At 64.1% G+C, this 24,094-nt stretch carries 23 protein-coding genes and 1 pseudogene; 8 read left to right on the top strand and 16 right to left on the bottom strand.

Annotated features, from left to right (window positions below):
- Window positions 1–4 precede the first annotated feature (4 nt).
- Genes rpsN through rpmB form a run of 3 tightly spaced genes read right to left on the bottom strand, consistent with a single transcriptional unit; the run spans window position 5 to window position 716 of the window.
- A complete protein-coding gene (rpsN, locus tag AC1DLO_RS16890; protein WP_028267656.1) occupies window positions 5–310 on the bottom strand; it encodes a 30S ribosomal protein S14 in 306 nt (101 codons plus the stop codon).
- Between the two features lie 2 nt (window positions 311–312).
- On the bottom strand, window positions 313–480 hold the full coding sequence (gene rpmG, locus AC1DLO_RS16885; RefSeq protein WP_003798558.1) for a 50S ribosomal protein L33: 168 nt from the start codon (window positions 478–480) through the stop codon (window positions 313–315).
- Window positions 480–716, bottom strand: a complete 237-nt coding sequence (gene rpmB, locus AC1DLO_RS16880; protein WP_078107326.1) for a 50S ribosomal protein L28 — start codon at window positions 714–716, stop codon at window positions 480–482. The genes rpmG and rpmB overlap by 1 nt, the downstream gene beginning before the upstream one ends.
- A gap of 439 nt (window positions 717–1,155) precedes the next feature.
- On the opposite strand from rpmB, the gene AC1DLO_RS16875 reads away from it, so the two are divergent.
- Genes AC1DLO_RS16875 through AC1DLO_RS16865 form a run of 3 tightly spaced genes read left to right on the top strand, consistent with a single transcriptional unit; the run spans window position 1,156 to window position 4,089 of the window.
- Entirely contained in the window at window positions 1,156–2,652 is a 1,497-nt protein-coding gene (locus AC1DLO_RS16875; RefSeq protein WP_476890774.1) for a ferredoxin reductase family protein, read from the top strand.
- Window positions 2,649–3,239, top strand: coding sequence for an FMN-binding protein (locus tag AC1DLO_RS16870; protein ID WP_476890773.1), 591 nt, complete (start codon window positions 2,649–2,651; stop codon window positions 3,237–3,239). The genes AC1DLO_RS16875 and AC1DLO_RS16870 overlap by 4 nt, the downstream gene beginning before the upstream one ends.
- On the top strand, window positions 3,223–4,089 hold the full coding sequence (locus AC1DLO_RS16865) for an FAD:protein FMN transferase (protein ID WP_476890772.1): 867 nt from the start codon (window positions 3,223–3,225) through the stop codon (window positions 4,087–4,089). Before AC1DLO_RS16870 ends, AC1DLO_RS16865 begins: the two co-directional genes overlap by 17 nt.
- Here AC1DLO_RS16865 and AC1DLO_RS16860 read toward each other — a convergent pair.
- Window positions 4,086–4,847 (bottom strand): SGNH/GDSL hydrolase family protein, encoded by a 762-nt coding sequence (locus AC1DLO_RS16860; RefSeq protein ID WP_476890771.1) that lies wholly within the window; start codon window positions 4,845–4,847, stop codon window positions 4,086–4,088. The genes AC1DLO_RS16865 and AC1DLO_RS16860 overlap by 4 nt on opposite strands.
- Before the next feature lie 93 nt (window positions 4,848–4,940).
- Window positions 4,941–5,420, bottom strand: coding sequence for a MarR family winged helix-turn-helix transcriptional regulator (locus tag AC1DLO_RS16855; protein WP_184741443.1), 480 nt, complete (start codon window positions 5,418–5,420; stop codon window positions 4,941–4,943).
- A gap of 129 nt (window positions 5,421–5,549) precedes the next feature.
- Here AC1DLO_RS16855 and AC1DLO_RS16850 point away from each other — a divergent pair, with 129 nt between their 5' ends.
- Both AC1DLO_RS16850 and AC1DLO_RS16845 read left to right on the top strand, forming a co-directional pair.
- Window positions 5,550–6,182 carry an NADPH-dependent F420 reductase gene (locus tag AC1DLO_RS16850; RefSeq protein ID WP_476890770.1) on the top strand — a complete coding sequence of 211 codons (633 nt, stop codon included), beginning with the start codon at window positions 5,550–5,552 and terminating at the stop codon, window positions 6,180–6,182.
- A gap of 61 nt (window positions 6,183–6,243) precedes the next feature.
- The gene (locus AC1DLO_RS16845; RefSeq protein ID WP_476890769.1) at window positions 6,244–6,528 is read left to right on the top strand and encodes a YciI family protein; all 285 of its coding nucleotides are present in this window, start codon (window positions 6,244–6,246) and stop codon (window positions 6,526–6,528) included.
- A gap of 146 nt (window positions 6,529–6,674) precedes the next feature.
- On the opposite strand, the gene AC1DLO_RS16840 is transcribed toward AC1DLO_RS16845, so the two are convergent.
- The 7 genes from AC1DLO_RS16840 to AC1DLO_RS16810 form a co-directional block, all read right to left on the bottom strand.
- The gene (locus tag AC1DLO_RS16840) at window positions 6,675–7,493 is read right to left on the bottom strand and encodes an SGNH/GDSL hydrolase family protein (protein WP_476890768.1); all 819 of its coding nucleotides are present in this window, start codon (window positions 7,491–7,493) and stop codon (window positions 6,675–6,677) included.
- On the bottom strand, window positions 7,484–8,425 hold the full coding sequence (locus tag AC1DLO_RS16835; protein WP_476890767.1) for an SGNH/GDSL hydrolase family protein: 942 nt from the start codon (window positions 8,423–8,425) through the stop codon (window positions 7,484–7,486). Before AC1DLO_RS16835 ends, AC1DLO_RS16840 begins: the two co-directional genes overlap by 10 nt.
- A 158-nt stretch (window positions 8,426–8,583) precedes the next feature.
- The gene (locus AC1DLO_RS16830; protein WP_476890766.1) at window positions 8,584–9,723 is read right to left on the bottom strand and encodes a siderophore-interacting protein; all 1,140 of its coding nucleotides are present in this window, start codon (window positions 9,721–9,723) and stop codon (window positions 8,584–8,586) included.
- Window positions 9,720–10,547: an ABC transporter ATP-binding protein gene (locus tag AC1DLO_RS16825; protein WP_476890765.1), complete on the bottom strand. Its 828-nt coding sequence runs from the start codon at window positions 10,545–10,547 to the stop codon at window positions 9,720–9,722. The genes AC1DLO_RS16830 and AC1DLO_RS16825 overlap by 4 nt, the downstream gene beginning before the upstream one ends.
- 1 nt (window position 10,548) lies before the next feature.
- Window positions 10,549–11,604 (bottom strand): FecCD family ABC transporter permease, encoded by a 1,056-nt coding sequence (locus AC1DLO_RS16820; RefSeq protein WP_476890764.1) that lies wholly within the window; start codon window positions 11,602–11,604, stop codon window positions 10,549–10,551.
- Window positions 11,601–12,698: a FecCD family ABC transporter permease gene (locus tag AC1DLO_RS16815; RefSeq protein WP_476890763.1), complete on the bottom strand. Its 1,098-nt coding sequence runs from the start codon at window positions 12,696–12,698 to the stop codon at window positions 11,601–11,603. Before AC1DLO_RS16815 ends, AC1DLO_RS16820 begins: the two co-directional genes overlap by 4 nt.
- Window positions 12,699–12,712: 14 nt before the next feature.
- Window positions 12,713–13,783, bottom strand: a complete 1,071-nt coding sequence (locus AC1DLO_RS16810; RefSeq protein WP_476890762.1) for an ABC transporter substrate-binding protein — start codon at window positions 13,781–13,783, stop codon at window positions 12,713–12,715.
- Between the two features lie 534 nt (window positions 13,784–14,317).
- On the opposite strand from AC1DLO_RS16810, the gene AC1DLO_RS16805 reads away from it, so the two are divergent.
- Window positions 14,318–14,812 carry an FBP domain-containing protein gene (locus AC1DLO_RS16805; RefSeq protein WP_476890761.1) on the top strand — a complete coding sequence of 165 codons (495 nt, stop codon included), beginning with the start codon at window positions 14,318–14,320 and terminating at the stop codon, window positions 14,810–14,812.
- Window positions 14,813–14,925: 113 nt separating this feature from the next.
- Here AC1DLO_RS16805 and AC1DLO_RS16800 read toward each other — a convergent pair whose 3' ends face one another.
- The 3 genes and pseudogenes from AC1DLO_RS16800 to AC1DLO_RS16790 form a co-directional block, all read right to left on the bottom strand.
- A complete protein-coding gene (locus AC1DLO_RS16800; protein ID WP_476890760.1) occupies window positions 14,926–18,390 on the bottom strand; it encodes an ATP-binding protein in 3,465 nt (1,154 codons plus the stop codon).
- Window positions 18,391–18,551: 161 nt separating this feature from the next.
- Window positions 18,552–19,454 (bottom strand): annotated as a pseudogene (locus AC1DLO_RS16795) (DUF4194 domain-containing protein); the annotation flags it as partial.
- Complete coding sequence (locus AC1DLO_RS16790) at window positions 19,447–20,904, bottom strand: DUF3375 family protein (protein ID WP_184741453.1); 1,458 nt, start codon at window positions 20,902–20,904, stop codon at window positions 19,447–19,449. The gene AC1DLO_RS16790 and the pseudogene AC1DLO_RS16795, both read right to left, overlap by 8 nt.
- 252 nt (window positions 20,905–21,156) lie before the next feature.
- Here AC1DLO_RS16790 and AC1DLO_RS16785 point away from each other — a divergent pair, with 252 nt between their 5' ends.
- The gene (locus AC1DLO_RS16785) at window positions 21,157–21,459 is read left to right on the top strand and encodes a hypothetical protein (protein ID WP_476890759.1); all 303 of its coding nucleotides are present in this window, start codon (window positions 21,157–21,159) and stop codon (window positions 21,457–21,459) included.
- Between the two features lie 64 nt (window positions 21,460–21,523).
- Window positions 21,524–23,476 carry an acyl-CoA dehydrogenase family protein gene (locus tag AC1DLO_RS16780; protein ID WP_476890758.1) on the top strand — a complete coding sequence of 651 codons (1,953 nt, stop codon included), beginning with the start codon at window positions 21,524–21,526 and terminating at the stop codon, window positions 23,474–23,476.
- 32 nt (window positions 23,477–23,508) lie between these two features.
- On the opposite strand, the gene AC1DLO_RS16775 is transcribed toward AC1DLO_RS16780, so the two are convergent.
- Window positions 23,509–23,913 carry a YchJ family protein gene (locus tag AC1DLO_RS16775; RefSeq protein ID WP_476890757.1) on the bottom strand — a complete coding sequence of 135 codons (405 nt, stop codon included), beginning with the start codon at window positions 23,911–23,913 and terminating at the stop codon, window positions 23,509–23,511.
- Window positions 23,914–24,094 lie beyond the last annotated feature (181 nt).

The following is a 24,094-nucleotide window of genomic DNA, read 5'->3' as shown; positions in this document are numbered from 1 at the left end:
TGGATTACCAGGAAGACTTGGTGATTCCCGGAAGCTCACCACGGTGAGCCATGTCGCGGAAGCGAACACGGGAGATACCGAACTTCTGGAAGGTACCGCGCGGGCGGCCGTCGATGATGTCGCGGTTACGCAGACGGATCGGGGAGGCGTTGCGGGGCAGCTTCTGCAGGCCGAGGCGAGCCTCTTCGCGTGCTTCGTCAGTCGCGTTGGCGTCAACCAGGGTCTTCTTCAGTTCGAGACGCTTGGCAGCGTAACGCTCAACGATGACCTTGCGCTGCTCGTTGCGAGCAATCTTGGACTTCTTAGCCATGTTTAGCGCTCCTCTCGGAATTCGACGTGCTGGCGGATCTTGGGGTCGTACTTCTTCAGGACCAGACGGTCCGGGTCGTTACGACGGTTCTTCCGGGTTACGTAGGTGTAACCGGTTCCCGCAGTCGACTTCAGCTTGATGATCGGACGTACGTCCTTGTCCTTTGCCACTAGAGCTTCACCCCACGAGCCAGAACTTCGGCGACGACTGCGTCGATGCCGCGAACGTCGATGGTCTTGATGCCCTTGGCCGACAGGGTCAGCGTGACATTACGGCGCAGGGACGGAACCCAGTAGCGCTTCTTCTGAATGTTGGGATCGAACCGACGCTTGTTGCGACGGTGCGAGTGCGAAATGCTGTGTCCAAAGCCCGGCTCGGCTCCGGTCACCTGGCAGTTTGCTGCCATGACGACTCTCCTAAAAATAAAATGAAACGGCCAGCAGAGTTCCTGCGTGCCGTGCGACAGGCGACGTCCGCAACCAGTCCACACCGTTTTCGGTAGTTCCCGCGGGCTGGATCCATCGACTGAAATCAGTCAATGATCACCGCTGCGGCGAAGGTAGTGGGTCCCGGACAACAGGCCGGGATACTGGGCGAATACTGGAATGCACGCAACTTGAGCCCCTAACTACCGGCCCGCGGATTTCCCGTTGTTGCCAACGGTCACCGCCAACCGGAGCAATTGCACACGCTCCGCGCCACCTAGCGCCTAATAAGTCTAGGGGCTGGGGCAAATTAAGACCAATCGGGTGTATAAGACCACTCCACAATGTGGCCGCTCAAATCATAAGCAGCGGCCAGTCCCTTCACAGGAGAACGAAAGGTTGAGAGTTCAATCTTGAGCTATGAAGTCACAACTCCTCGCCTCCCCAGGCCAACGTGTGAGCACGCCCTCGGGTCGGCCTCCAGCGCCCACGCAGGGCAATCCCACCATGGGAAGGTTCGCCGCACAGCATCGCCGACGCATGTTCAGCACGGACATGCTCACCGTCGCGCTGTGGGCTTCCCTCGCGGCGGCGTTGGCTTTGTGGCTCGCCGACGGCGGGGTGTCGTCCGTCGGGAATGTCACCCAAGCAGTCACCGCCGTCGGGATCTTGGTGGGGCTTGCCGGCATGGATCTGGTCTTCCTCATGCTTCTGCTCGCGGCGCGATTGCCTTTCGTGGATGGCGCCGTCGGGCATGACAGGGCGCTGGAGTTCCACCGGAAGCTGGGGAAACCCGCACTTTATCTCCTATTGGCACACGGACTTCTCCTCGCGATCGGCTATGGGATGGCCGAGGGTTTGGATCCCGTCAGTGAGGCCATTGCGCTTTGGGTCCTGGTACCCGATATGTGGCTGGCGTTCGTATCGATGGCACTGTTCATTGCCGTGGTGGTCACCTCGCTTGTGGCTGTACGGCGCCGCTTTCCCTACGAATTCTGGTATTTCGTCCATCTGCTCACCTATCTGGCGGTAGCTGCGGCTTTGCCGCACCAATTCAGCGTGGGCGGCCTGTTCGCTGAGGGCACCTGGCAACGCTGGTACTGGCTGTTCCTGTGCATCGCCACGGGATCGGCATTGGCTTGGTTCCGTGTGGCCCAGCCCGTGATGGCCACATTCCGTCACCAGCTGACCGTACGCCGCGTGGTGCGCCTTGCGCCGGGCGTCTTCAGTATCGAAATGAGCGGCCTGCGATTGAACGAATTGTCAGGTAGCGGCGGGCGGTTCTTCGTGTGGCGCTTCTTGGCACCCGGCATGTGGTGGCAGGCACACCCGTTCAGTTTGTCGGCGGAACCGCAGGTCGTGACACAGTCCGCCGGGCCGTCGTCGGGCCTCCTGCCACAGCAAGGAAGCTTGCGCATCACCGTCCGGAACCTAGGTGCGGGTTCGGCCCGCTTGGCCTCGCTCAGGCCGGGAACGAAAGTGGGCATCGAAGGCCCCTACGGAGTCTTCAGTACGGCAGCCCGGAGCCGGGAACACGTCGTGATGATCGGAGCCGGAATCGGAATCACGCCTCTCCGGGCCCTTCTGGAATCCACTCCCTTTGCCCCGGGCCAGACGACGGTCCTGCTTCGCGGCAGCAGCGCAGATGAGCTATTCCTTGGCGACGAGATCCTGGAGCTGTGCAGGAAGCGCGGTGCCACGCTCTTCCATCTCATCGGGCCGCGCTCCGCGAATCCTCAGGGCACGTGGCTGCCTGCCTCGGCTGGCGCCTCGCGACTGCGGGACTTCGTACCTGATATCACGGAAGCGGATGTCTACATCTGCGGCCCCTCCGCTTGGGCTCGCAACGTCCTGGCCGAGGCAAAAAACGCAGGCGTGCGGGAGGAACAACTCCACTACGAAAGGTTCGACTGGTGAGACTCAGGGCAGGAATATCAGCGGCGCTGGCGTCGGCAGCGATCCTCTTGGTCGGTTGGCAGGCAGGTGCGCACGTGGCGGACTCCAACGCGTCGGGAGTCACGACGTCCGCCGCGGGCGGCACCGGCACGGGCGGGACCGCAACCGCCGGCGGGACCACCGGAAGCACGGGCTCGACGACGAACGGGACCACCGGGAGCGGCGCTTCCGGATCGTCCTCGGGAACCGGAGTCGGATCCAGTTCCAGCTCGGGCTCCAGTTCCAGTTCGGGCACCGGCGCGAGCGCTAAGGCAGGCGCTTCAGCGAAGGCCGGTGGCACCTATGCCGGCCAAGCCGTGGAGACCCGCTTCGGAACAGTACAGGTCCAGGTGACCGTTAAGGCCGGAGTGATCACGGATGTTACTGCCCTGCATCTGACCGACCAGGAACAACGATCGGTCCAGATCAGCAATAGGGCGGCGCCCCTGCTCCGCTCCGAGGTCTTGAGCGCACAATCGGCGAACGTCCAGACCATCGGCGGTGCCACCGTAACCAGCGATGCGTACTTGACGTCGCTCCAGGCAGCCCTCGATGCAGCCCATTTCTAGCCCCGGCGGACCCCTGCAAAGTGACAACAAGGAACCGCGCCTTCGTTCCCGCATCTTCACGAGCATGGGCACCGTGGTGAGCCTCGCCGTCCCCGCTCCGGCGACGGCTCCCCAAGCCGCGGTGGACGAGCTCGAGGCAGCCACCGCCGTCGTCGAGCAGTTGTTCAACGGGCTGGATCGTACGTTCAGTCTCTACCGTCCCGACTCGGAAGCGAGCGCGGTGGCCCGGGGTGAGTCGGCACTGACGGACGCCTCGGCGGACATGCGCCGGCTATATGTCGAGGCCTCCGAGTGGCGCACGCTCACGGATGGCGCGTTCACAGCGGAACGGCCAGACGGCGTCGTGGACTTGGCGGGGATCGTCAAGGCACATGCGATGCGGGAAGCCGGAACGTCGTTGCTTGCGCTGGGCCTGAAGGATTGGTGCCTCAACGCGGGTGGGGATGTCTTGGTGGACGGTTCGCCGACGCCAAGCAGTGCGCGGCCGTGGCTGGCGGGGGTTGTCGACCCGGCGGATCGGACGACGCTCCTGACCTCGTTTCCGCTCGGCGGGTACAGTCTCGTCAACGCGGGCAAGCGCGCCCTGGCGACCTCCGGAACCAGCGAACGCGGCCACCACATTTGGTCAGCCGGCTTGCAGGACGGGCAGGGCGCCGGATTCCTGCAGGTTTCCGTCGCGTCAGCCGACATCGTCACGGCCGACGTCCTGGCCACAGCAATCATGGCCGGCGGCGCCCGGACCCTCGCGCTGGCTACCGCGCGTTGGGACGTGGAGGTGCTCGCTGTGAAGAACGACGGCGGCCTGCTCGCCACGCCGGGATTCCGGAAGCCTGCCGCTCAGAACAGTTAGGGCCCGGTGAGCTGCGGGTACTTCGGGCTCAGGCCGTCGCCGGACGATTTGCCCGTAACGCGTCGGACGACCCAAGGGGCGGCGTGTTCACGGACCCAACGCGCGTTGGCCCGCAAGGCTTCCACCCGCGCAAGCTGAGGTTGCGTGACAGGCGGCGGCACCTCAAGGGAACCTTCGTGCTCCAGGACGGCCAGGACGCGGTTGGCCATGTTGATGTGGCCAGCAGTGGACATGTGCATCCGGTCCTGCGCCCACATGTGCCAGTCGTGGTATTCGCTGAAGCGCCAATAATCCACCAGCAGCGCCCCATGCTCTTCGGCGATTTCGCGCACCAATTCGTTGTAGATAGCGGTGCGTCCGCGCATAGTGCCGAACACCTTTGAACTGCGGGCGTCGAAGCCCGTAAAGAGAAGCAACGTGGCGCCGGTGGCGCTGAGCTTCGCAATGCCGGCTTCGTAGTCCTCCATGAGCCTGTCGATGTCCACCTTCGGGCGGAAAATGTCGTTCGCCCCGGCGTATAGGGTGACCAGCGTCGGTTGAAGCGCGACGGCGGCGTCCACCTGTTCTGCCATGACTTGCCGGAGCTTCTTGCCGCGAATCGCGAGGTTGGCGTAGCCGAAATTGTCGTTGCTTCGAGCCAGCTGCTGGGCAACGAGGTCCGCCCATCCCCTGACTCCATTGGGTCGCGAGGGGTCGGCGTCGCCAAGTCCTTCGGTGAACGAGTCTCCCAATGCCACGTACCGGGCAGAAAAATCCATGGCGCCAGTCTTTCATTATTGCGGGGCGGCCGTCACTCGAAGGCGGGCCGTCACTCGAGAGCGGCCACCGTCACTCGCGGCGCGGGCCAAAGCTCAGCGTTCGCGCAGGATCCAGTGATCGTCATCCAGGCGCGCCACGATCTTCTCGCCGATCCGTGCGAGGTCCGCAACGTCGTCGTCGGTCATGGCATCCAACATCAAGGCGCGAACGGCATCCACATGCCCCGGGGCGAGGGACACGATGGTGTCCATGCCGGCGTCCGTCAGGTGCGCCACGGTGACGCGGGCGTCGCCCGGGTGCGCCTCGCGTTCCACCCAGCCACGCCGCTGCAGCTTGGTGACGACGTGCGACAACCTCGACAAGGAAGCGCTGGTGCGGGCCGCGAGCTCACTCATCGGAAGGAACCGCCCGTCCGCTTCGGACAGCATGGCGAGCACGTTGTAGTCGAACAGCGACAACTTGCCGGCCGCTTGCAGCTGGGTGTCCAGGGCTGCGGGCAGCAGGGTGTTGATACTCAGGAGGGCCAGCCAGGCACGGCGTTCGTCGGCATTGAGCCAGCGCGGTTCGGTCATGGATTCATCTTAGAAGGAAATTAATGCTTGACACTTCAACTTAATGTGATTATCGTTTTAGTTGAAGCTTCAAGTAAGTGAATGCGGACCAATCCGCAGGACCATGAGCACTCAAGCAAAGGAACAACAATGGCTGACATCACTATCATCGGCACTGGCAACATGGCATCCGGGATTGCGGCCCGCGCCGCCACCGCAGGCAAGAGCGTCCAGGTCCTCAGCCGCGACGCCGGCTCCGCTGCAGCGCTGGCCGCATCGGTCAACGGGACCTCCGGCATCACGGGCTCACCGGTGGAAGGCAGCATTGTGGTGCTGGCAACTCCGTTCGAGGCCTCCAAGGCAGTCCTTTCGTCCTATGGATCCGCGCTCAACGGCAAGACGATCGTGGACATCTCCAACCCCGTAAACTTCGAGACCTTCGATTCCCTCACCGTCCCCGCCGGAACCTCGGCAGCCGAAGAACTCCAGGCCCTGGTCCCGGGCGCGTCGGTAGTCAAGGCGTTCAACACAGTGTTCGCAGCCACGCTCGCTGACGGCGAAGTGGACGGCCAAACCCTTGACGTGCTGGTGGCGGGCGACGACGCCGAGGCGAGCGCCGCCGTCGTCGACTTCGTCAAAGGCGCCGGGCTGCGCCCGGTGAACGTCGGGCCGCTGCGCCGCTCGCGTGAGCTCGAAGCGTTCCAACTGCTCGTCATGACGCTCCAGATCAGCGACGCCCACCCCGACTACAACTGGAACTCTGCAGTCAAGCTGCTGCCGTAGGGCATTGCGGTTTCGGAGGGCGGCCCGTTGTGGCCGCCCTCCGCGTTGTAGGCTGGGCGGCATGTTCGTCGTTTCACTGACATACAAAGTTCCCGACGAGATCGTCGACTTCCACCGCCCCGCGCATATGGATTGGGTCAAGGAAGCGTTCGACGCCGGCACTTTCGTTGCGTCTGGACGTCGCGTTCCGGCGGTCGGCGGTGTGCTGTTGTCCAACGTTGACCGTGCAACGCTGGACGCTTCTCTCGCTGCGGATCCGTTTTACGTCAACGGGGTGGCCGACTTCGAGATCATCGAATTCTCAGTCACGACGGCTTCGGCGGGGTACGAAAACCTGCTGGACTAGTCTGCTACCGGTTTCAGGCTCTGGTTGCGGTTCCGGGGCGTCACGGGGAGCACATTTTTGGTGCCTCACCTCGGCGAGAAGCCCGGAAATTCGCGCCCTCGATGCCCGCCCACCTCCAAAAAGTTGTCAGGCGTGACGCTGACGCCTCAAAGCCGGGCCGGCTCAGGGGACGTTCCCAGGCGCTCCGGCAAGACCACCGGCATCAGGGCCGGCCAGCGGGCGCTCAGATGATCACCGCTCGAAACTCCCCTGAAACGGCGCGAAAGCCACGGCGCCACATCGCGCCTGAGCCACGCGGCGTCGTCGGCCACTATCTCGGCGCGGGTCCTCGGCTGCAACGGCCCAAGGACCGGTGAGCCCAGCGAATGTGCGGCGCCCAACACTTCCAAGACCTTCTTAGCCATGTATTCGTGCCCGATTCTGGACATGTGCAGCCGGTCCGGAGCCCACATCCGGCGGTCCTGGTACTTTTCGAAGCACCAATGGTCTACCAGGAGCGTTCCGTACGCGGCGGCGACGCGCCGGACGTGCTTGTTGAAAACGGCCGTGCGCAGCTTGAGCGGTTCCAACACCGGTGAGAGCGGCACGTTGTACTCGGTGAAAAGCAGGATTTGAGCGCCGCTCTCCGCGATACGGGCAACCGCTCCTTCGAATCCGCCGATCACAGCGCGCATATCCAGCTGAGCACCGAGGAGATCGTTGCCGCCGGCGTGGAAACTGACCAGCGTGGGAGCCATGTGGAGCGCGGGCTCAAGTTGTTCAGCCACGATCTGCTTGAGCCGGCGGCCGCGAAGGGCCAGGTTGGCGTAGTGGGTGTGCGGCTGGTGCCTTGCCAGTTCCTCGGCGACGCGGTCGGCCCAGCCGCGGCAATCGTTGGGAAGGCGAAGGTCGTTGTCGCCGACCCCTTCCGTGAAGGAATCCCCGACGGCGACGAACCGCAGCGGCGTATGCGTAGTCATAGACATGTTCCCCCGTTGTTTTGAGCGTTGCTTTTGTTGTTGCTCTGGGTGTGGCTTCCGGCGGCCGCTTGGTGGGCGGCGGCGACCGCTCGGCGTGAGGCCGCTGCCGCGGCTTGGCGTTCGGCGAGCTTTCGCAGCCCGGCCTTCCGCGGAACCTTCACGGGCTCCGGCCAGCGCGGGCTCAGCGTGTCCCCCAGCGTGACACCGCGGAGCTTTCGGCCGAACAGGGGCAGGACCCAGTCATTCACCCAGCGTCTCTGGCGACGTTCCCAATCGCGCAGCTTGAGCCGCTGCGGCGGTTCCCAATCCTTGGGTGAGAACTTGTGCGGGATGCCGAGGTGGTCCAGGACCTGCGCCGCCATGTATTTGTGCCCGGCCTTGGACATGTGGAGCCGATCCGAGGCCCACATCCTGCGGTCGTGATAGGCGTCAAGGCACCAATAGTCCACCAACACGGCGCCGTGCTTGGCGGCGAGCTCGCGCACCCGTTCGTTGTAAAGGGCATTGCGCTTCTTGAACGGTTCCAGCACGGCCGAGACCTTGACGTCGTACCCCGTGAACAAGACCAACGTGGCCCCCGTGGCTGCGAGCCGCGCTACAAGCTTTTCGTATTCGGCCATGAGTTGGTCCATGTCGGTGCCGAAATCCAGGATGTCGTTACCGCCGGCGTAAAGCGTGATGAGCGTGGGTTCCATGGCCAAGGCCCGGTCCAACTGTTCCTCAACGACATGGCGGAGGCGCTTGCTCCGGACGGCAAGATTGGCATACTCCCAGCCCGGTTCAGCTTTGGCCAGTTTCTCGGCTACGCGGTCGGCCCAGCCCCGGACGCCGTTCGGTAGGGCCTCGTTCCGGTCCCCCACGCCCTCGGTGAAAGAATCGCCCAAGGCGACAAACCGCCGTCGTCCGTTCTGGTCTGCATGAAGCACGTTCCCAGCCACGACGCCAGCGTACCCCCGCCCGGTTGCCCGCCGGCAAAGCCCAGGTTAATTCGACGCTCGCTCACCTATGGCGTCTTTTGGCCGAACGCTCGCTCACCTATGAGGCCGCCCGTCGGAACAAAAGTGCGACAAACGTGAGCGAGCGTCGCAGGGGCCGGTTAGAGTTCGGACTTCCCCTTGCGCCAGTAGCCCATGAACGCCACTTTCTTCCGGTCGATTCCTACATCCCGGACAAGATACCGGCGCAGCTCCTTGATGACCCCGGCCTCGCCTGCGATCCAGGCGTAAAACGGCAGTGCGCCGGGGGGAAGGCCCGGGTTGCGGCACGCTTCGATGGCGGCCGTGTCCATGCGCAGCGGGGTTTCCCAGAGGATGTCCCGGTCCACATTGACGTCTTCCGGTTCCGGACCAGCGGCGCCGTCCAGCGAGATGATGCCCACCCAGCCGGGGACGGGAACCGCTCCGCGGACAGCCTCCTTGAGAAACTCGCCATGAGGCCGCGAGCGGCCAATCGCGGCACCGCGCGCGAGCCAGGTGATTTCGATGTCGGCCTCGGTGGCGAGGTCCAGGAAGTCGCCCGCCTCAGGCACTTCGAGGAAGGCATGGCCTGTGATGCCCGCAGGCAAAGACTCCAGAATGGCACTGATGGCCGGCACGGCCGTTTCGTCTCCGGCAAGGAGGACGCGCTGTGCCAAGCCGGGACGCCACTCGATGCCCGAGTAGATTTCGGCAGTGATGCAATGGGCTGCCCGATTGTTGGGGCCTATGATCGTGATCGAATCTTCGGGTTTCGCGGCAAGCGCCCAGTTGGCTGCCGGACCACCCGACCGGCGGGCAGGCGGGGCCCGCTTGTACGACGGCGCCCTGCCGGACTCGCGCGACCCGGCCGCGCCAGCTGCGCCTCCACCGCCCGCCGACCCGCCGTCGTCGTCGAAATGCATCACGAAGTCGACGTCGATCTCCGGGTAGACGGCGTCCAGCCTCTCGTTCCGCACGGTGTAGGTCCGCATCGAACCGCGCACCGCGGGGTCCATGGCCAACCATTCCTGGTACCAACCGGCGTGGCCCATGTTGAAGGCAGGTAGCGGCAACGGGTGACCGTCCGCGTCGAGCGACGGAATCATGAGCTTGATGCGCAGGTCCAAGGTGTTCCCTGAGACGCCGAACCCGCGCAAGCAATATCCCCCGAAAGTGATGCGACGGAAATTGGGTCCCAAATCCTGCACCGCGGTGACCGTGACGTCGAACGCGAGGGTCATTGGCTCGGTGACGGCGTTCCGCACTGCGTTTGCGTTCATGAGGCGAACTCCAATTCGACACGGTTTGAGGGAGAGACGGTGTGGTGCCGCCCGATCGGAAGAACGAGCGGGGTGCCGGAAAGCGGATCCGGAACCACTCGGGACTCCAAACCGAAAACGTCGCGGACCAGATCCTCGGTGACAACATCGCGTACAGGCCCTTCGGCAACAATCTCCCCCACCTTCATGGCGATGACGTGGTCGGCGTAGCGCGCCGCCAGATTGAGGTCGTGAAGCACGATTGCCACCGTAGTTCCGCGGCGACGGTTGAGGTCGGTCACCAGATCCAGCACCTCCACTTGGTGTGCCAGGTCAAGGTAGGTGGTGGGCTCGTCGAGGAGCAGGACCTCCGTTTCCTGGGCGAGGGCCATCGCGATCCACACTCTTTGGCGTTGCCCACCGGACAATTCGTCGACGTTCCGCTCAGCAAGCTCAAGCGTTGCCGTGGTTTCGAGCGCGCGCCGCACGGCGGCGTCGTCGTCCTCCGTAGCGGTGCGGAAGAATCCTTGGTGCGGATAGCGTCCGCGGCCCACGAGTTCGCGGACGGTGATGCCATCCGGGGCAAGGGGGTGCTGCGGCAAGAGGCCCAGGATGCGGGCGAGTTCCCGGGCCGGACGGCAGTGGATGTCCTTGCCATCCAAGGTGACGACGCCGGCGCTCGGCTTCAACAGCCTGGACAGCCCTCGGAGCAGCGTGGACTTTCCGCAAGCGTTGGCACCGACGATCATGGTCACTTTGCCTTCGGGAATCACCGTCGAGAGTCCTTCAACCACGCGGCGTTGCTCGTATTGGAGCGTCAAATCGTGTGCTCTCAGTTGTGCCATGTCAGGCTTCCTTTCGGTTGGACGTGACCAGCAGCCACAGCAGGAATGGAGCACCAAGGGCCCCGGTGATAACGCCGACCGGCAGTACGGTGCCGCCTAGGACCAAGGGGGCCACGTTGTACGCGAAATAGTCGGCCGCGAGGACAATCAAAGCGCCCGTGAATGCCGATGCCGGAAGGCTGGGACGCCCGACAAACCGCCGCGCGATTGGCCCCGCAAGGAAGGCGACGAAGGCAACCGGCCCGGCAGCCGCCGTCGCAACCGCAGCGAGCGCGACGGCGGTGATCACCAGCCCGAAACGCACAGCGTTGACCCGGATCCCCAGTCCGGCCGCGGCGTCGTCGCCCAGTTCGAGCATGCGCAGCGGTCGGGCGAGGATGGCCAGAGCGGGAACGAGAACTGCGAGGGAAGCGAGGAGTATGCCCACGCGCTCCCAGTTAACGGAATTCAAGGAACCGTTGAGCCAGATGAGGGCCTCGGAGGCCGTCCGGATATCTGCCCTAGTCATGAGGAAGTTCACCACTGCCCCCAAGGCGGCGGCGATCCCCACGCCGGCGAGGATGAGCCGGTTGCTTGCCGCGTTTCCGCGCCCGCCAGAGCCCCGCCCGCCCGAACCGCGGCCGCCCGAACCCCGCGAAATGGCGTAAATGAGCAGCGCGACGCCGATTGCTCCAGCGAGCGCAGCCGCCGACACAGCGGCGCCGGACGCGCCGAACACGACGATAGCCAAGACCGCCGCGGCACTCGCTCCGTAGCTGATGCCGATGACGTCGGGGCTCGCGAGGGGGTTGCGGAGCATGGTCTGGAAGAGCCCGCCGGAGAGGCCGAACGCCACGCCGATCAGGATGCCCAACACAGCCCGCGGCAATTTGTTTTCCATGACGATGAAGCTTGCGCCCGGGATCTTCTCGCCGCCCGTCAGATGGGCCGTGAGGATCCTGAAGAAATCGGGGATGGTGACGGTATAGCTGCCCAGGAGTACGGTCACCGCAAAGAGGATCACGACGCCGGCGCCCAGGAGTCCGGTCCTGTTCAGGTTCCGCGGGGTGGCCCTCACAGCGACGCCCCTTTGCCCCGGCGGACGAGCCACACGAAGACGGGAGCCCCGACGATGGCTGTCATGATGCCCGCAGGGACCTCGCTGGGAAGCATCACGACTCGGCCAAGCACGTCCGAAGCCAACAACAGCCCCGGCGCGAGAACCATCGAGAACGGCAGGATCCAGCGGTAGTCCGGGCCGGTAAAGAAGCGCACGGCGTGCGGAACCACGAGTCCGACGAAACCGATGGGACCAGCCAACGCCGTGGCCGAGCCACAGAGCAGCACGATCCCGAGCGCGGTGACACCCCTGGCCAGAACCACATTCTGGCCGAGTCCACGGGCAACGTCGTCTCCGAGGGCCAGGCCGTTCAGGATGCGGCCGCTACCCAGGACGATCAACGCCCCAAGCAGCAGGAACGGCAACCCGGTCAACACCACGGACCAGTCGCTGCCGGCGATTCCACCCACCTGCCAGAAGCGGAAACGATCCAGCGTGTCCTGGCTCGAAACCAAAATGACGTTCATCAGCGAATAGAGCCCCGCGCTCAGGGCCGCTCCCGCCAAAGCGAGCTTCACCGGCGTCGCCCCGCCACGCCCCATGGACGCAATCAGATAGACGACGACGGCGGCCGCCGCCGCGCCAACGAAAGCGAACCAAATGTAGCCGCTCGCCCCCGAGATACCGAAAAGGTAGATTCCTGCGACCACCGCGAGTGCCGCTCCCGCATTGACGCCCATGATGCCGGGGTCGGCCAGCGGGTTGCGGGAGACTCCCTGCATCGCAGCACCGGCAAGGCCAAGGGCAGACCCTGCCACCAAGCCGAGGACGGTGCGTGGAATGCGGGTGTGAACAACGGCATGGTTGCCGTCGTCCGGGTTGAACCGCGTGAGGGCTTGCCAGACGGTTTCAAGGTACATGCCCCTCGCACCGATCGTGAGCGAGGCGGCGCAGACCAACACAAGCACGACGACGGCAGCCAACAACCACCCACCCTTCCCGCGAACTAGCAGGTGATGCCCATTGGGAGCGCTTTGAGGGTCATGAGCTGCCAATTCGCGCGTGGTTCCGCAGGGGGAAGGTGGGCCAACCGTCGTCGTACTTTGTGTCATGTCAGGCGCATCGCTTACTTGGCGGCCGCGTCGGCACCTTTGGCCAGCTGCGGCAGGAACGTGTCCAGTGCCCACGGCAGGCTCAGGGGCGAGGATGCGGAGATCGCCAGGGTGAGGGTGTTGTCAGAGTCGGCAACCAGGGCGCCCTTCTTGATGGCGGGGATCTGGCCCAGCAAGGGGTCATTCTTGATCTGGTCAGTGGTCTTGGAATCCGGAACCCAGGTCACAAAGACGTCCGATGAGAGCTCGTTGGCCTTTTCAGCGGACCAGGGAACGAAGAATTCCTTGGAGTCCTGGCTGGCGTTCTCCACCACCGGAGCAAGCTTCATGCCGATTTCGGAAAGAAAACGCGGCCGGTTGTCGTTGGCTGTGTAGACGTTGACGCCGTCGCCCTTTGCAGGCTCGAGGTTGCCGTAGATGAACGTCTTGCCGGCGAGCTGGGGGAAAGCGGAAACCTTGCTCTTGATGGCGGCCTCGGTGTCCGAGACCAGCTTGGCTGCCTCTGAATTCTTGCCCAGGGCATTGCCGATGATCATGGTGGCCTGCTGCCACGGTGTGCCGTACGCGAGTTCGGGTTGCGCCACCACCGGGGCAATTTCGGAGAGCTTCTTGTAGTCGTCTTCAGTCAGGCCGGAATAGGCGGCAAGGATGACGTCCGGAGCGAGCTTGGCGATTTCCGTGAAGTTGATGCCGTCTGCCTCGGAGAACTGGGCAGGTGCCTTCGCGGTGCCGAAGCCGGCACCCAGCTTCTCAAGCGCGGCGTCCTTCCAAGGAGTAGAACCCTTGCCGTTGTTGCCCCAGGCGTTCTTCGGAACACCGACCGGCACGACGCCGAGAGCCAGGGCAACGTCGTCGTTGACCCATGAGACGGTCACCACGCGCCGCGGTTGCGTCTTGATGGTGGTCTCACCGAAGACGTTCTTGATAGTGACCGGGAACTGATTGCTTGGGGCCGGGGTCGTTGCGGAACTGGCGGCGGTCGATCCGGTCGAGCAACCGGTGAGGGACAGCGCGACGGCGGCAAGGGCGGCGGTCGCTGCACCTGCGGTCTTCAGCAGGGCACGGCGTGTGGGGCGGGAAGCCACGGGACTCCTTAGGTAAGTGATGCAAACCTAAGTAAGGCTAGCCTACCCTTCGGAGAATTACGAAACGTTTACTTTGCGTAATTGACTCGCGTTGGTGAACCCCCGGACGCTCGCTCACCTATGCGCTCACCTCTAGTGAGCGAGCGTCGGGGGGAAACGCCCGAAAAGTGAGCGAGTGTCTGGCCAGGCGGGTGCTTCAAGGCGCAGCATTTTTGGACACCGCCTACGGCGTTTGCAAAGATGACAGGGCCGGTTGATTCAACGAACCGCGCCAAGGGCCGGAATTCGGCAAGGATCGAGAGGATGAGCATGCGCACTGCACACGTTGGCGCTGTCATGGTTGGCGAGGTGGCCGCACTGGCCTGCTTTGCAGCTGCCCTCGCGTCGGCCATTCCGCTCGGCGGCACAGGGAACTAACCCCACCGCCGCACGCAAGAAGCACGGCAAAGCGGCTCTTTTGTTGCGCGTCCGGATCGCCAGACGCTAGCGTCCTTTCCCCTCCGCGGGGACCCAAACGATCTGAAAGAACTCGCCGTGCAGAAAATCACCGCTCAACAAATCCGTTCATCATTCATCAATGCGAGCCGCTCGGAGGCCGCCAAGCTCAACCTTCCGAAGGACTTTGATTCCCTGAACTGGGATAACCTCGAATTCCTTGGCTGGCGCGACGAAAAGATGCCGATGCGGGGCTATCTCGTCCTCCCGAATGATGGTTCCCTCACTGGCATCATGCTGCGCGCACCCGAGGGAGGCTCCGGCAAGAAACGCTCAGTCCTTTGCGAGCTGTGCCGCGATGTGTTTTCCAAGGACGATGTCTATCTTTGGGTTGCCAAGCGCGCAGGCCAATCGGGTCGTGACGGCAACACTGTGGGTACGTTGATCTGCGCCGACTTCGGATGTTGCACCAACGTCCGCAAAGAGCCGCCGGCCAATGAGATCAATCCGGACCCGGCCGCCGTCGTCGTTCGCCAAATCGCCGGACTGCAGTCCCGGACCGCCCAGTTCCTGGGGCGGGTCCAAGGCAAGTAGCCGCTGCGGCGGCAAACGCCCGCTCACTTTTGAGGGCAAAACGCCAGATGCTCGCTCACGTCTAGTGAGCGAGCGTCCGGCGAAAGTGCCACAAAAGTGAGCGAGCGTCTGGGCTAGCGGAGCACGATGTCCACAGGATTGGCCTCGGAACGCCATGCACCCGGCACGCCCTGGCCACCGATCACGGGAGCGGTAAGCACGCCGGAGCGGTTGGTTCGCTTGTCGCGCAGGATTTCGGTAACGGAACCGAGGTGCCGGGAAAGATCTATCACGTTCTCGGGCGCGGCAAGCAACAGCTGGAAGCCGAACTCGTGCAGCGCCTTGATGCCCGCGCCGGCGAACTCCTCCGAGGCCAGGACGAATGCCTCGTCCATCATGACCGTTCCGTAGGTCGTGAAACCCTGCTCGGCGATGCCCAATTGGTAACTCAGCGCCGCGGCCATGATGAACGCCGTGAAGCGCTGCCGCTCGCCACCGGACATCGAGCCGGTGTCCGCGTGCATGTACACCTCAGTCTTCTTRCCACCCCGTGGTCCCTGGACGGAGCGGTGCTCTTTGCACTGGATGAAAAGATGCCCACGGACATCCAGCACCTCGGCTCGCCAACGCCGGTCCTCCGGAGTTTGCGATCCGAGACGCTTGACCAGCGTTTCGAGCGACTTGTAGCGGTTGGTGAGCTCGGCGTCGTCGTCCGCCTCCGCGAGGGCACCGGCACCCGAAGCGGCACCCGCCGCACGGGATGGCCGCGCGTGGCGCGTCTTCAACGCGTTCTGGATGGCGTCCTTGAACTGCTTCGCCGTGGCGGGCAGCGTCTGTTTGATGTCGAGTTCCAGGAAGCTTCCCTCGTGGAAATTGACCTCGGACAGGATGCCGTTGAGGGGCAGGATACGGCTGGTGATGGCGCGGCGTTCCTCGTCGAGCAAGTGCAACAGCGTGCTGAACGACTCGTGCGTGCGCTGGTTGAAGAACTGCCGGAATTCGGCTTCCTGCGCAGGCAACCCTTCGCTGACGATCTGGTGATAGCGGGACTCGAACTCCCCCGCGGCGCCGATCGAGGTGCCGTGGTCCGCGGAAATGGCGGTGCCCCATTCGCGCACGAATCCTTCGAACATGCGCGTCAGCCGCTCGGCCAACGCCTGCCCCCGCGACTCGGCGGCGTGCAGTTCCGCCAGGAGCTTGCTACGGATTTCGGCAGCCAGGGTGTCGAGTTCATGAAGCTCCCTCAGCTCGCCGAATGCGCTGAAGTACGGTTCGAGGGCAGCAACAGTAGCGCCCGACGGCGGCGCCTGGTCCAGGCGGTTGCGTGCCGCATCAAGGAGTGTGTCAGCCGTGGTCATCTGGTGGTCGAGGGTCTTGTATTCGCTCTGCAAAACCGCCGCCGACCCTGTGGAGGACTGGTGCTTTTCGCGTACGGCCTCGATGTTTGCACGCAAAGGTTCCAGGTCGGCCTGGGCTGACAAGGCATCCTTGAGCCGCTGTTCGATCTTCGCCAGCTCCTCGGCCGCCACTGCTGCAGAGACCTGATCCCAGCCACGTTCGTCGTCGGCGATGCGGCGCAACGCTTCGAGCTGGCGCGTCATGCCTTGGTGGGAATCCTCGCGGTTTTGGGCGAGTTCGGCGGCCTTCAGAAGCTCGTTTTCGAGCTCGCCGACTTTCGCGGCCACGAGCTCCAGCTTGGAAGCATTGTCGAAACCGAGAACGTAGTCCTGGCGACTCGTGAAGCGGTCATCCTTCTCCACGGTGTGCCTGTTGCGCTTGACCACTCCGCCCAGGCTCAGGCCTTTGTCCAGCTTGGCGAGCTCGTCCGGGTCTTCGACACACGGGAAAGCGAAATCGAGGGCGATCCGCTCTCGGATCCACTGTCCGGCGTTCTCATTGGCACCCAAGGTGAGGATGTTCAGCTTCGTCAGCAAATCGCCGTCGGACACGTCCTCCACAGCCAAAGCGCCGCCCGCGAGCGGTTTGGAAACGTCCACGGCCCGCAGCGCGCCGCGCACCGTGTTGTCGTTCAGGTAGCGCGTGACCGCGGCGAAATGCTCGCCCGGAACCAACAGCGTCGTGGCCAGGTTCCGCAGGGCGCGCTCGGCCGCGGGCCGCCACTGTTCCTCCCCCTCGGCGAGGTCTATCAGCTCGCCTCCAAAGGGCATGCGATCCTCGGGAACGCCGGTGGCTGCGGCGATCGCGGCGCGGTTTTCAATGCTCGACGGCGGCAGCAGGGACTTGCGCGTCTTCAGCGAGACGAGCTCCTGTTGGGCTGCCGCGAGCTCACGTTTCTTGGTGGCGTGGCCGTCGAACGCTTCGAACCGGAGTTCCCTCAGCGCTTCGGAATCGTCCTTGAGTTCGGCGGAGCGGCTCGCGGCCTGCTCATGGGCCTGCTCCCAACCCTCAGCTGTCCACTCAAGGTTGAGTCCGGCGTCGGCCAATGCTTGGCGGGCCGCTTCCTCGACCTGTTGGCGGAGCTTGAGGCCGACCCGGGCATTTTCGAGCGACTGCTCGATCGCCGAAATCGCGTTCCCGCCCTGGTTGTTGTAATCCGATTCGAGCTGGCGAAGTTCCTTGGCGAGCGCGTCGCGGACGCCTCGCTCAGCGCTGAGCTCCTTGGCTTTCGCCTGGGCAAGGTCCTTGAAGCGGGCCAAGGTCTTGGCATGGACCGTGACCGAGAGCTGCTGCTTATAGGCGTCGAATTCCTCGCCGCTGAGCTCCCGGAGCCGGTTGGCCTCCAGCAACGACTGGGCATACTCCTTGTTCATCCCGGGCACGGGGGCGAGCTGATCGCGCTGCTGGCGCACGTCCTCCAACCGCTGCCTGATGGACATGAGGTTGCTGAATTCCTCGACGACGTCGTCCGCAGCCGTGAGCGTCGCGGGGGCGTCGAGCACCTGGTCGCGGAAGAACGTGTTGACGCTGCCGCCGAGGCCCTTGCCCGCTTGGATGACCCTCAGAAGCGGGAGAGCCTGATCGGAGTTGATGCCCAGAAGCCGCCGGAAACGCTCCGCAAAAGCCTTGTGCACATCGAAGATCTGGGCATCCGGAAAAATGGTCTCCAGCGCGCCCTTGGTGAAGCGCTTCTCCGCGATGCCCTCGATCGCTCCGAGATCCAGGGGCTTGTTGTCAATCACGTAGAACCGGCCGACGCTGGACTCCGTGCCGTTCTTAGGCAGGTCAAAAAGAGCCGAGATAGTGATCTTGGTGCCGGCCGCGTTGTCGAACGTCAGAGCGACGGCGGACCAGGTGGCACCGGGTCGCTGGAAGGCACTCGCCGAGCCCTCGCCCACGGCCTTGTCGCCAACTTTTCCACGCATGTACGTGAACGTGGTCCTCTTGTCCTCCACAGCCCCGCCAGCACGCTGCGCGGCAGCCTCATTGGAGCGCGGACGGGCATCGAAGACGCGGAGCATGGCATCGAACAACGTCGACTTGCCGACGCCCGAATTGCCTGTGAGCAGCGTCCCGTTGCGGTCCACATGCATCGTGTGGGCGCCATGGAACGTGCCCCAGTTGACCACCTGGACCAAGGCAAGGCGCATCTGGCCCGGGTTCGTGAGTTCGCCAATCGGAAGCATGGTTGCGATAGTCACTTGGCTGCCTCACTGGTGGTCTTCGCTGTTGTGGTTGCGTAGGCCTCCGCGGTGGATGCCGGCCCCGCCCCTTCGCCGCGCGGCTGATCTTCGATCAGCTCAGCGCGCGGCTCCGACAGGCCCGATGCCACTCCCGGGCCTGCATCCACCGCTGCGGCGTGTTCGTCACCATTTGTGTCTTCCACATCGGAGTCAGCGTCGTCGTTGGAGTTAGGGTCGTCGTCGTCTGTTTCCGTTAGTTCGATCAGCGGTTCTGTGCCGGATTCGTCGGCTGCTACTGCGATCAGTGCTTCGATTTGGGCTGGGATGTCGCCGATGTTTTCGAAGGGGAGGGCTAGGGGGAGCGCTCGGGAGATCGCGAAGGTGTCTTCGATGCCCGTGGCCAGGAGGAGTTGGCGGGCCAGGAGCTTCGTGACCGTGCGGTTCACGACGTCGGTGTCGCGGAGGGCGTCTTGCTGGCCGGATGGCTGGTAGTGCGCCACGAGTTCGGCGATTTCTTCGCGCGTGATGACGGGGTCGGTCTGGGCCGTGACGTGCCGGTCGAGGAGGAGCCTCAGGCGCAGAAGCACAATGGTTTCCACCCGGCTCAACGCGCGCTGTTGGCGCAGGATGCTTGAGCGAGCGCTGCCTCCGATGGCTTCCGGATCAACAGGCCGGAGCACGGCGATTTTCCGTTCGTGATCCAGCTGCAGGTTCAGGAAGAGCTCCGAAAGCCTGCTGCGCAGAATCACCTGGTTGTCCAGAAGCGTGGTCCAGAGCTTTTCGTCGCGGCCTCCGTCGATATATGGACCCTTGAGCAGCCGTACGAGGGCCTGGCGAACCTTCATGGGCAGCACGCCGGTATCGCCTGGGAACAGCGCCGCGCCGTCGACGAACGTGTCGCGGGGCGTCACGCGGAACGGATCCGGATGGACATGTCCATCCTCTGTCTCCGATGCCGCCGCCGATTCCGCCGTCCGGGAATGCGCATGTCCATCCTGCGAAGCCTCGGACCGGACATGTTGCGTTATGTCCACTCCTTGCTCCGAAGAGGGGGCATGCTCGGTGGGGTGGGCGTCAGTCATCGGAATCCTTAGTCAGCGTCACGAGCGGCAGGTACGCGGTGCGTGTGCTGCCATCGATTTGTTCGAAGTCGATGTTTTCCCAGGCGGCCCGGTCGAATGCCGCGCCACCGTGCAGCGCTTCCGACAGGAGGGCCCGGACGGTGTTGATATGCCGTTCATCTTCCGGGAGGTTGGTCCAGGCCTCCGCCAGGGTGGCAGCGCCCGCCATGGCGGAGCGAACGACGTCGGGCCTCGCCTTCGCCGAGCGCAGCGAGCGGACGCGGTCCGAATCGCTGAAGGCGATGGGGTCGGCGAGCTTGGGAGGCGCTGCGAACTCGTCTGGGTCGAAGAGCTTGACCATGGCGAGTGATTCGAACCCCGCGTTGAACAACACAGGGCCGCGGACCAGGCCGGGACGGTCGCGTTCGTAGGGCATGGAGCGGATCGCCTGTTCGGCTTCGCGCAGGACCTGCCGCAGCCGCACGGACTGGCGGATATCGTCGCTTTGGATGTAGTTGTTGAGGCTCTCCGAAAGCCGGCCGTAGATGCGTTGGATCTGGCTGTGCTGCGTTCGCAGTTCCGCTACCAGGTTCTTGAGTGTTTCACGGTCCTCGTGGCTGAGGTCGTCGGCGAACTGGCGGCTCAACACGTCACCGATCGCCGAACGGAAGCGCAACTGTTGCTGCGGATCTTCGAGGAACGCCGTGAAGGAGCGGAACGTGCGGCCTTCGGGGCTCTGCCGCAAGCGTTTGTCCGCCTCGAGGACCTGCGCCATGGTGGCACCCTTGCTGAGGGACTCCTCGATGATCTGGTTGCGGAGCTCGCCCACCAGTTCTTCGATGCGGTCGCGCATTTTCTTATAGTCCGCGGGCAGGCTCGCGGCCAGGTCCAGGATGTTTCCAGCCGCTTCAACAGCCTCTTCATCGTCCAAGAGACCGTCGAAGTCGCCCGAGCTGATGTCTTCGATCAGCTGCTGCCGCTCTTGGATCTCCTCTTCGAGGGATTCCAAACGGGCGCTTTGATCCGGGTTCGTCTCGTTGGCGAGCTTTTCGACGTCGCCCAGCAGCGTTCCGAGCCGGGAACCGTTGAGGGTTGAGCGTTCGCTGGAGAGGCTATCGAGGAAAGCCAGGACGCGTGCGGCAGCCTCGGTGATTTCGTAGACGATCTGGCCGGACTGGCTGCGACGGGTCAGGAACTGCTTGCGGGTCCACTCGTCGGCAAAGGCCTTGCCGCTCGCCTGGCCGCCCAGCCCGGGATCCTGCCTGCGGAGCTGCTCAAGGAAGGCGTCGACGTCGGCGTGGAACTCTTCGAGCGGAAGCTGCGGCCTTGTGCGGGTGAAGGACGCCTGGAGCACCGCGATGACCCAAGGAGCCGAGCGTGTGAGGGCCCATGCGGGGCCTTTGGTAAGAAGTTCGAGGTCCCTGAGCCGCGCGCTGATGGCGTCGGCGGAGGACATTGCTGAGCGGGACACTTACTCTCCTTCAGCTGCCGCGGAACCTTCTGGCAGCGGAAATCCCGAAAACTGCCCCGTACAAGGTTAACGCAGGGTGCGCCGCAACCCTTCCGTGATCTACCTACCGGTAGGGTTTCGATCGCGTATCAACACGCGCGGAGGCCGGTGTTGTTGCTGGCTGGACCGACGATGCCGGCCCTAGTGTCGTTTCCAACGACTTCGACATTCCGACGTCGGCTTTGGCTTTGGCAGCGTTGCGGAGGGGACCCAATGCAGTTCGACCTTACGACTTTGGACACCAGCACCTACGTCTTCGGCGGAACACTGGTCTTAGGCCTGGTCCTAGCAGCGTTCATTGCAGGGGCCGCCATGGCCACTCTTGCGCTGGTTGGAGCGGCGAGCCTCGCCTGGTTCGCCGTGAAGAACGTGCTGGGTGGCCTGGTCCACGGCATCAATTTCGCGTGGGATCAATTGGTTCACCAGGCAGGCAAGGTCGAACTGCCCGTGGAATTCCCATCGCAAACCTCCCCTAGCACAGGTACCTACCCGCGGGTAGCATTGAGGGACAGCTAAAGGGTCCCCCACCCGAGGCGGATCCTGGGCTCGAACCGGCACAACCGGCAAGAGGAGTCTCCCCATGACCTCCGCCACTGATAACAAGAGCACCGGCGTCACCGCGGCAGAAGCCCGTGCCGTCGCCGAGGCCGCCCGCGAAACCGAATGGAACCGCCCAAGTTTTGCAAAGGGGCTGTACCTGGGGGATTTCGATCTTGGACTCATCCACCCGTGGCCGCAGGCAAGGGCCGAAGACGTCGAGCGCGGCGAAGAATTCATGGCCAAGTTGGCGGAATTCTGCAGCACCATGTCCGGCCGCGTGATCGAGCGCGAGGCGAAGATCCCGGACGAATACCTCGCCGGCCTCACCAAACTCGGCGTTTTCGGCATGAAGATTCCGCGCGAATACGGCGGCTTGGGCCTGTCGCTGGTCTACTACGGCAGGGCCTTGGCGCTCTTGGGATCAGTCCATCCGAGCCTCGGCGCGCTGCTTTCGGCCCACCAATCCATCGGTGTCCCGGAGCCGGTCAAGGTCTTCGGTACACCCGAACAAAAGCAGGAGTACCTGCCGCGTTGTGCGGCCGGCGCCATCACGGCTTTCCTGCTGACAGAGCCCGATGTCGGCAGCGACCCCGCCCGGATGGGCTGCACCGCAGTGCCAAGCGACGACGGCGAGTCCTACCTTTTGGACGGCGTGAAACTTTGGACCACCAACGGCGTCATCGCCGAACTGGTAGTGGTCATGGCGGTGGTGCCTGCGCGCACCAACCCGGATGGAACGGTAGAAAAAGGCGGCATCACAGCGTTCGTGGTGGAAATGGACTCCCCCGGGATCACCGTCGAGAACCGGAACTCCTTCATGGGCCTGCGCGGCATCGAAAACGGGGTGACCCGCTTCCACCAAGTCCGCGTACCGGCAGCCAACCGGCTGGGCCGCGAAGGCCAGGGACTCAAGATCGCGCTCACGACGCTCAACACCGGCCGGCTCTCGATACCCGGGCTGTGCGTGGCGGCGGGCAAGTGGTCGTTGAAGATCGCCCGCGAATGGTCCAACGCCCGCACCCAATGGGGACGCCCGGTGGGAAAACATGAGGCCGTCGGCAAGAAGATCGCCTTCATCGCGGCCACCACCTTTGCCCTTGAAGCCGTCTTTGAGCTCTCCGCCGAGATGGCCGACGCCGGGCAGAAAGATGTGCGGATCGAGGCCGCCCTGGCCAAGCTTTGGTCCACTGAGCTGAGCTACACCGTGGCTGACGAACTGGTCCAGATCCGCGGTGGTCGTGGCTTCGAGACGGCGGATTCGTTGGAGGCCCGCGGGGAACGCGCGGTCGCGGCGGAGCAACTGCTGAGGGACATGCGCATCAACCGGATCTTCGAAGGCTCGTCCGAGATCATGCGCCTGCTCATCGCCCGGGAAGCCGTCGACGCCCACCTTTCGGCAGCGGGCGAGCTCGCCTCCGGGGACGCGACCCTGCAGGAGAAGGCGCGTGCCGCCGTCGGCGCCTCAGGTTTCTACGCCAAGTGGCTCCCTAAGCTCGTGGCCGGAGCGGGTATGGATCCACGCTCCTACGGTGAGTTTGGGCGTTTGGCCAAGCAATTGCGGTATGTGGAGCGGTCCTCCCGCAGGCTCGCCCGGCAGACGTTCTACGGGATGGGCCGCTGGCAGGCGAAGCTCGAGTACAAACAGGCCTTCCTGGGCAGGATTGTGGATATCGGGGCGGAGTTGTTTGCCATGGCGGCGTGCTGCTCGCGGGCCGAAATGCTGTTGCAGACGGCACCGGAACAGGGCGCGGCTGCGTATGAGCTTGCCGAGGCTTATTGTGAGCAGGCCCGGACGCGCGTGGACGGTTACTTCGAGCAATTGTGGCGGAACACCGACGACGTCGATCACGAGCTGTCCGCGAACGTTCTCGCTGGCGACTACGCCTGGCTTGAGGCCGGAATCCTGGACCAATCCGAAGGTACGGGTCCGTGGATCGCTGATGCCTCCCCCGGCGCCTCGCTGAAGGAGAGCCTGCACCGGAAGTACCGCTGAGGCCCGCGGCTGATCAGGGCAGCGCGCACGGGTTAGCCGATGTCGCCATCGAGGTAGTACCACCGGCGGTCAATCCGTACGAAGCGGCTGTTTTCACGCTGCACCCCGCGTTCGCCGTCGGAACGGTAGTGTGCCGCGAACTCGACTGTCCCTTCAGCGTCCAAGGGACCGCCCCGGCGCGTTGCAAGGATGTCCAGCCGGCGCCATTGAATGTCCGGGTCCAAGTCCAGCGCCAGCGGACGGGTTTCCGGGTGCCAGGTGCGCAGGAGGTAGTCCCTATCAAGGACAACGAAGGCCGAGTAACGCGAACGCATGAGCTGCTCGGCCGTCGGTGCGTCGGCGTCCCCGCGGTGGAAACGTCCGCAACACTCGGTGTACTGCTCCCCGGACAGGCAAGGGCAGGCGCCGTGGCGGAGGCGAGCGGAATCGAGTGGCATTGACGCCCTCTCTGGACTGGATGGTGAGAGCTAGGCAACAAATTTTGCCACAGCAGATAACAGCTTCGATACAACCTCGGCAAGGCGGAGTCTGGCGGATGATTCATTCAGATTTCGCCCGTAGGCTAGGAGACATGCCTGCGGACCGACGGTCGCGGCGTCCACCTCACAACTCTGGCTC

It is taken from the genome of Arthrobacter sp. 01T419, assembly GCF_056398865.1.
Note: the sequence above shows the minus strand (reverse complement) of the source record. Positions and strands in the feature narration are given on the sequence as shown.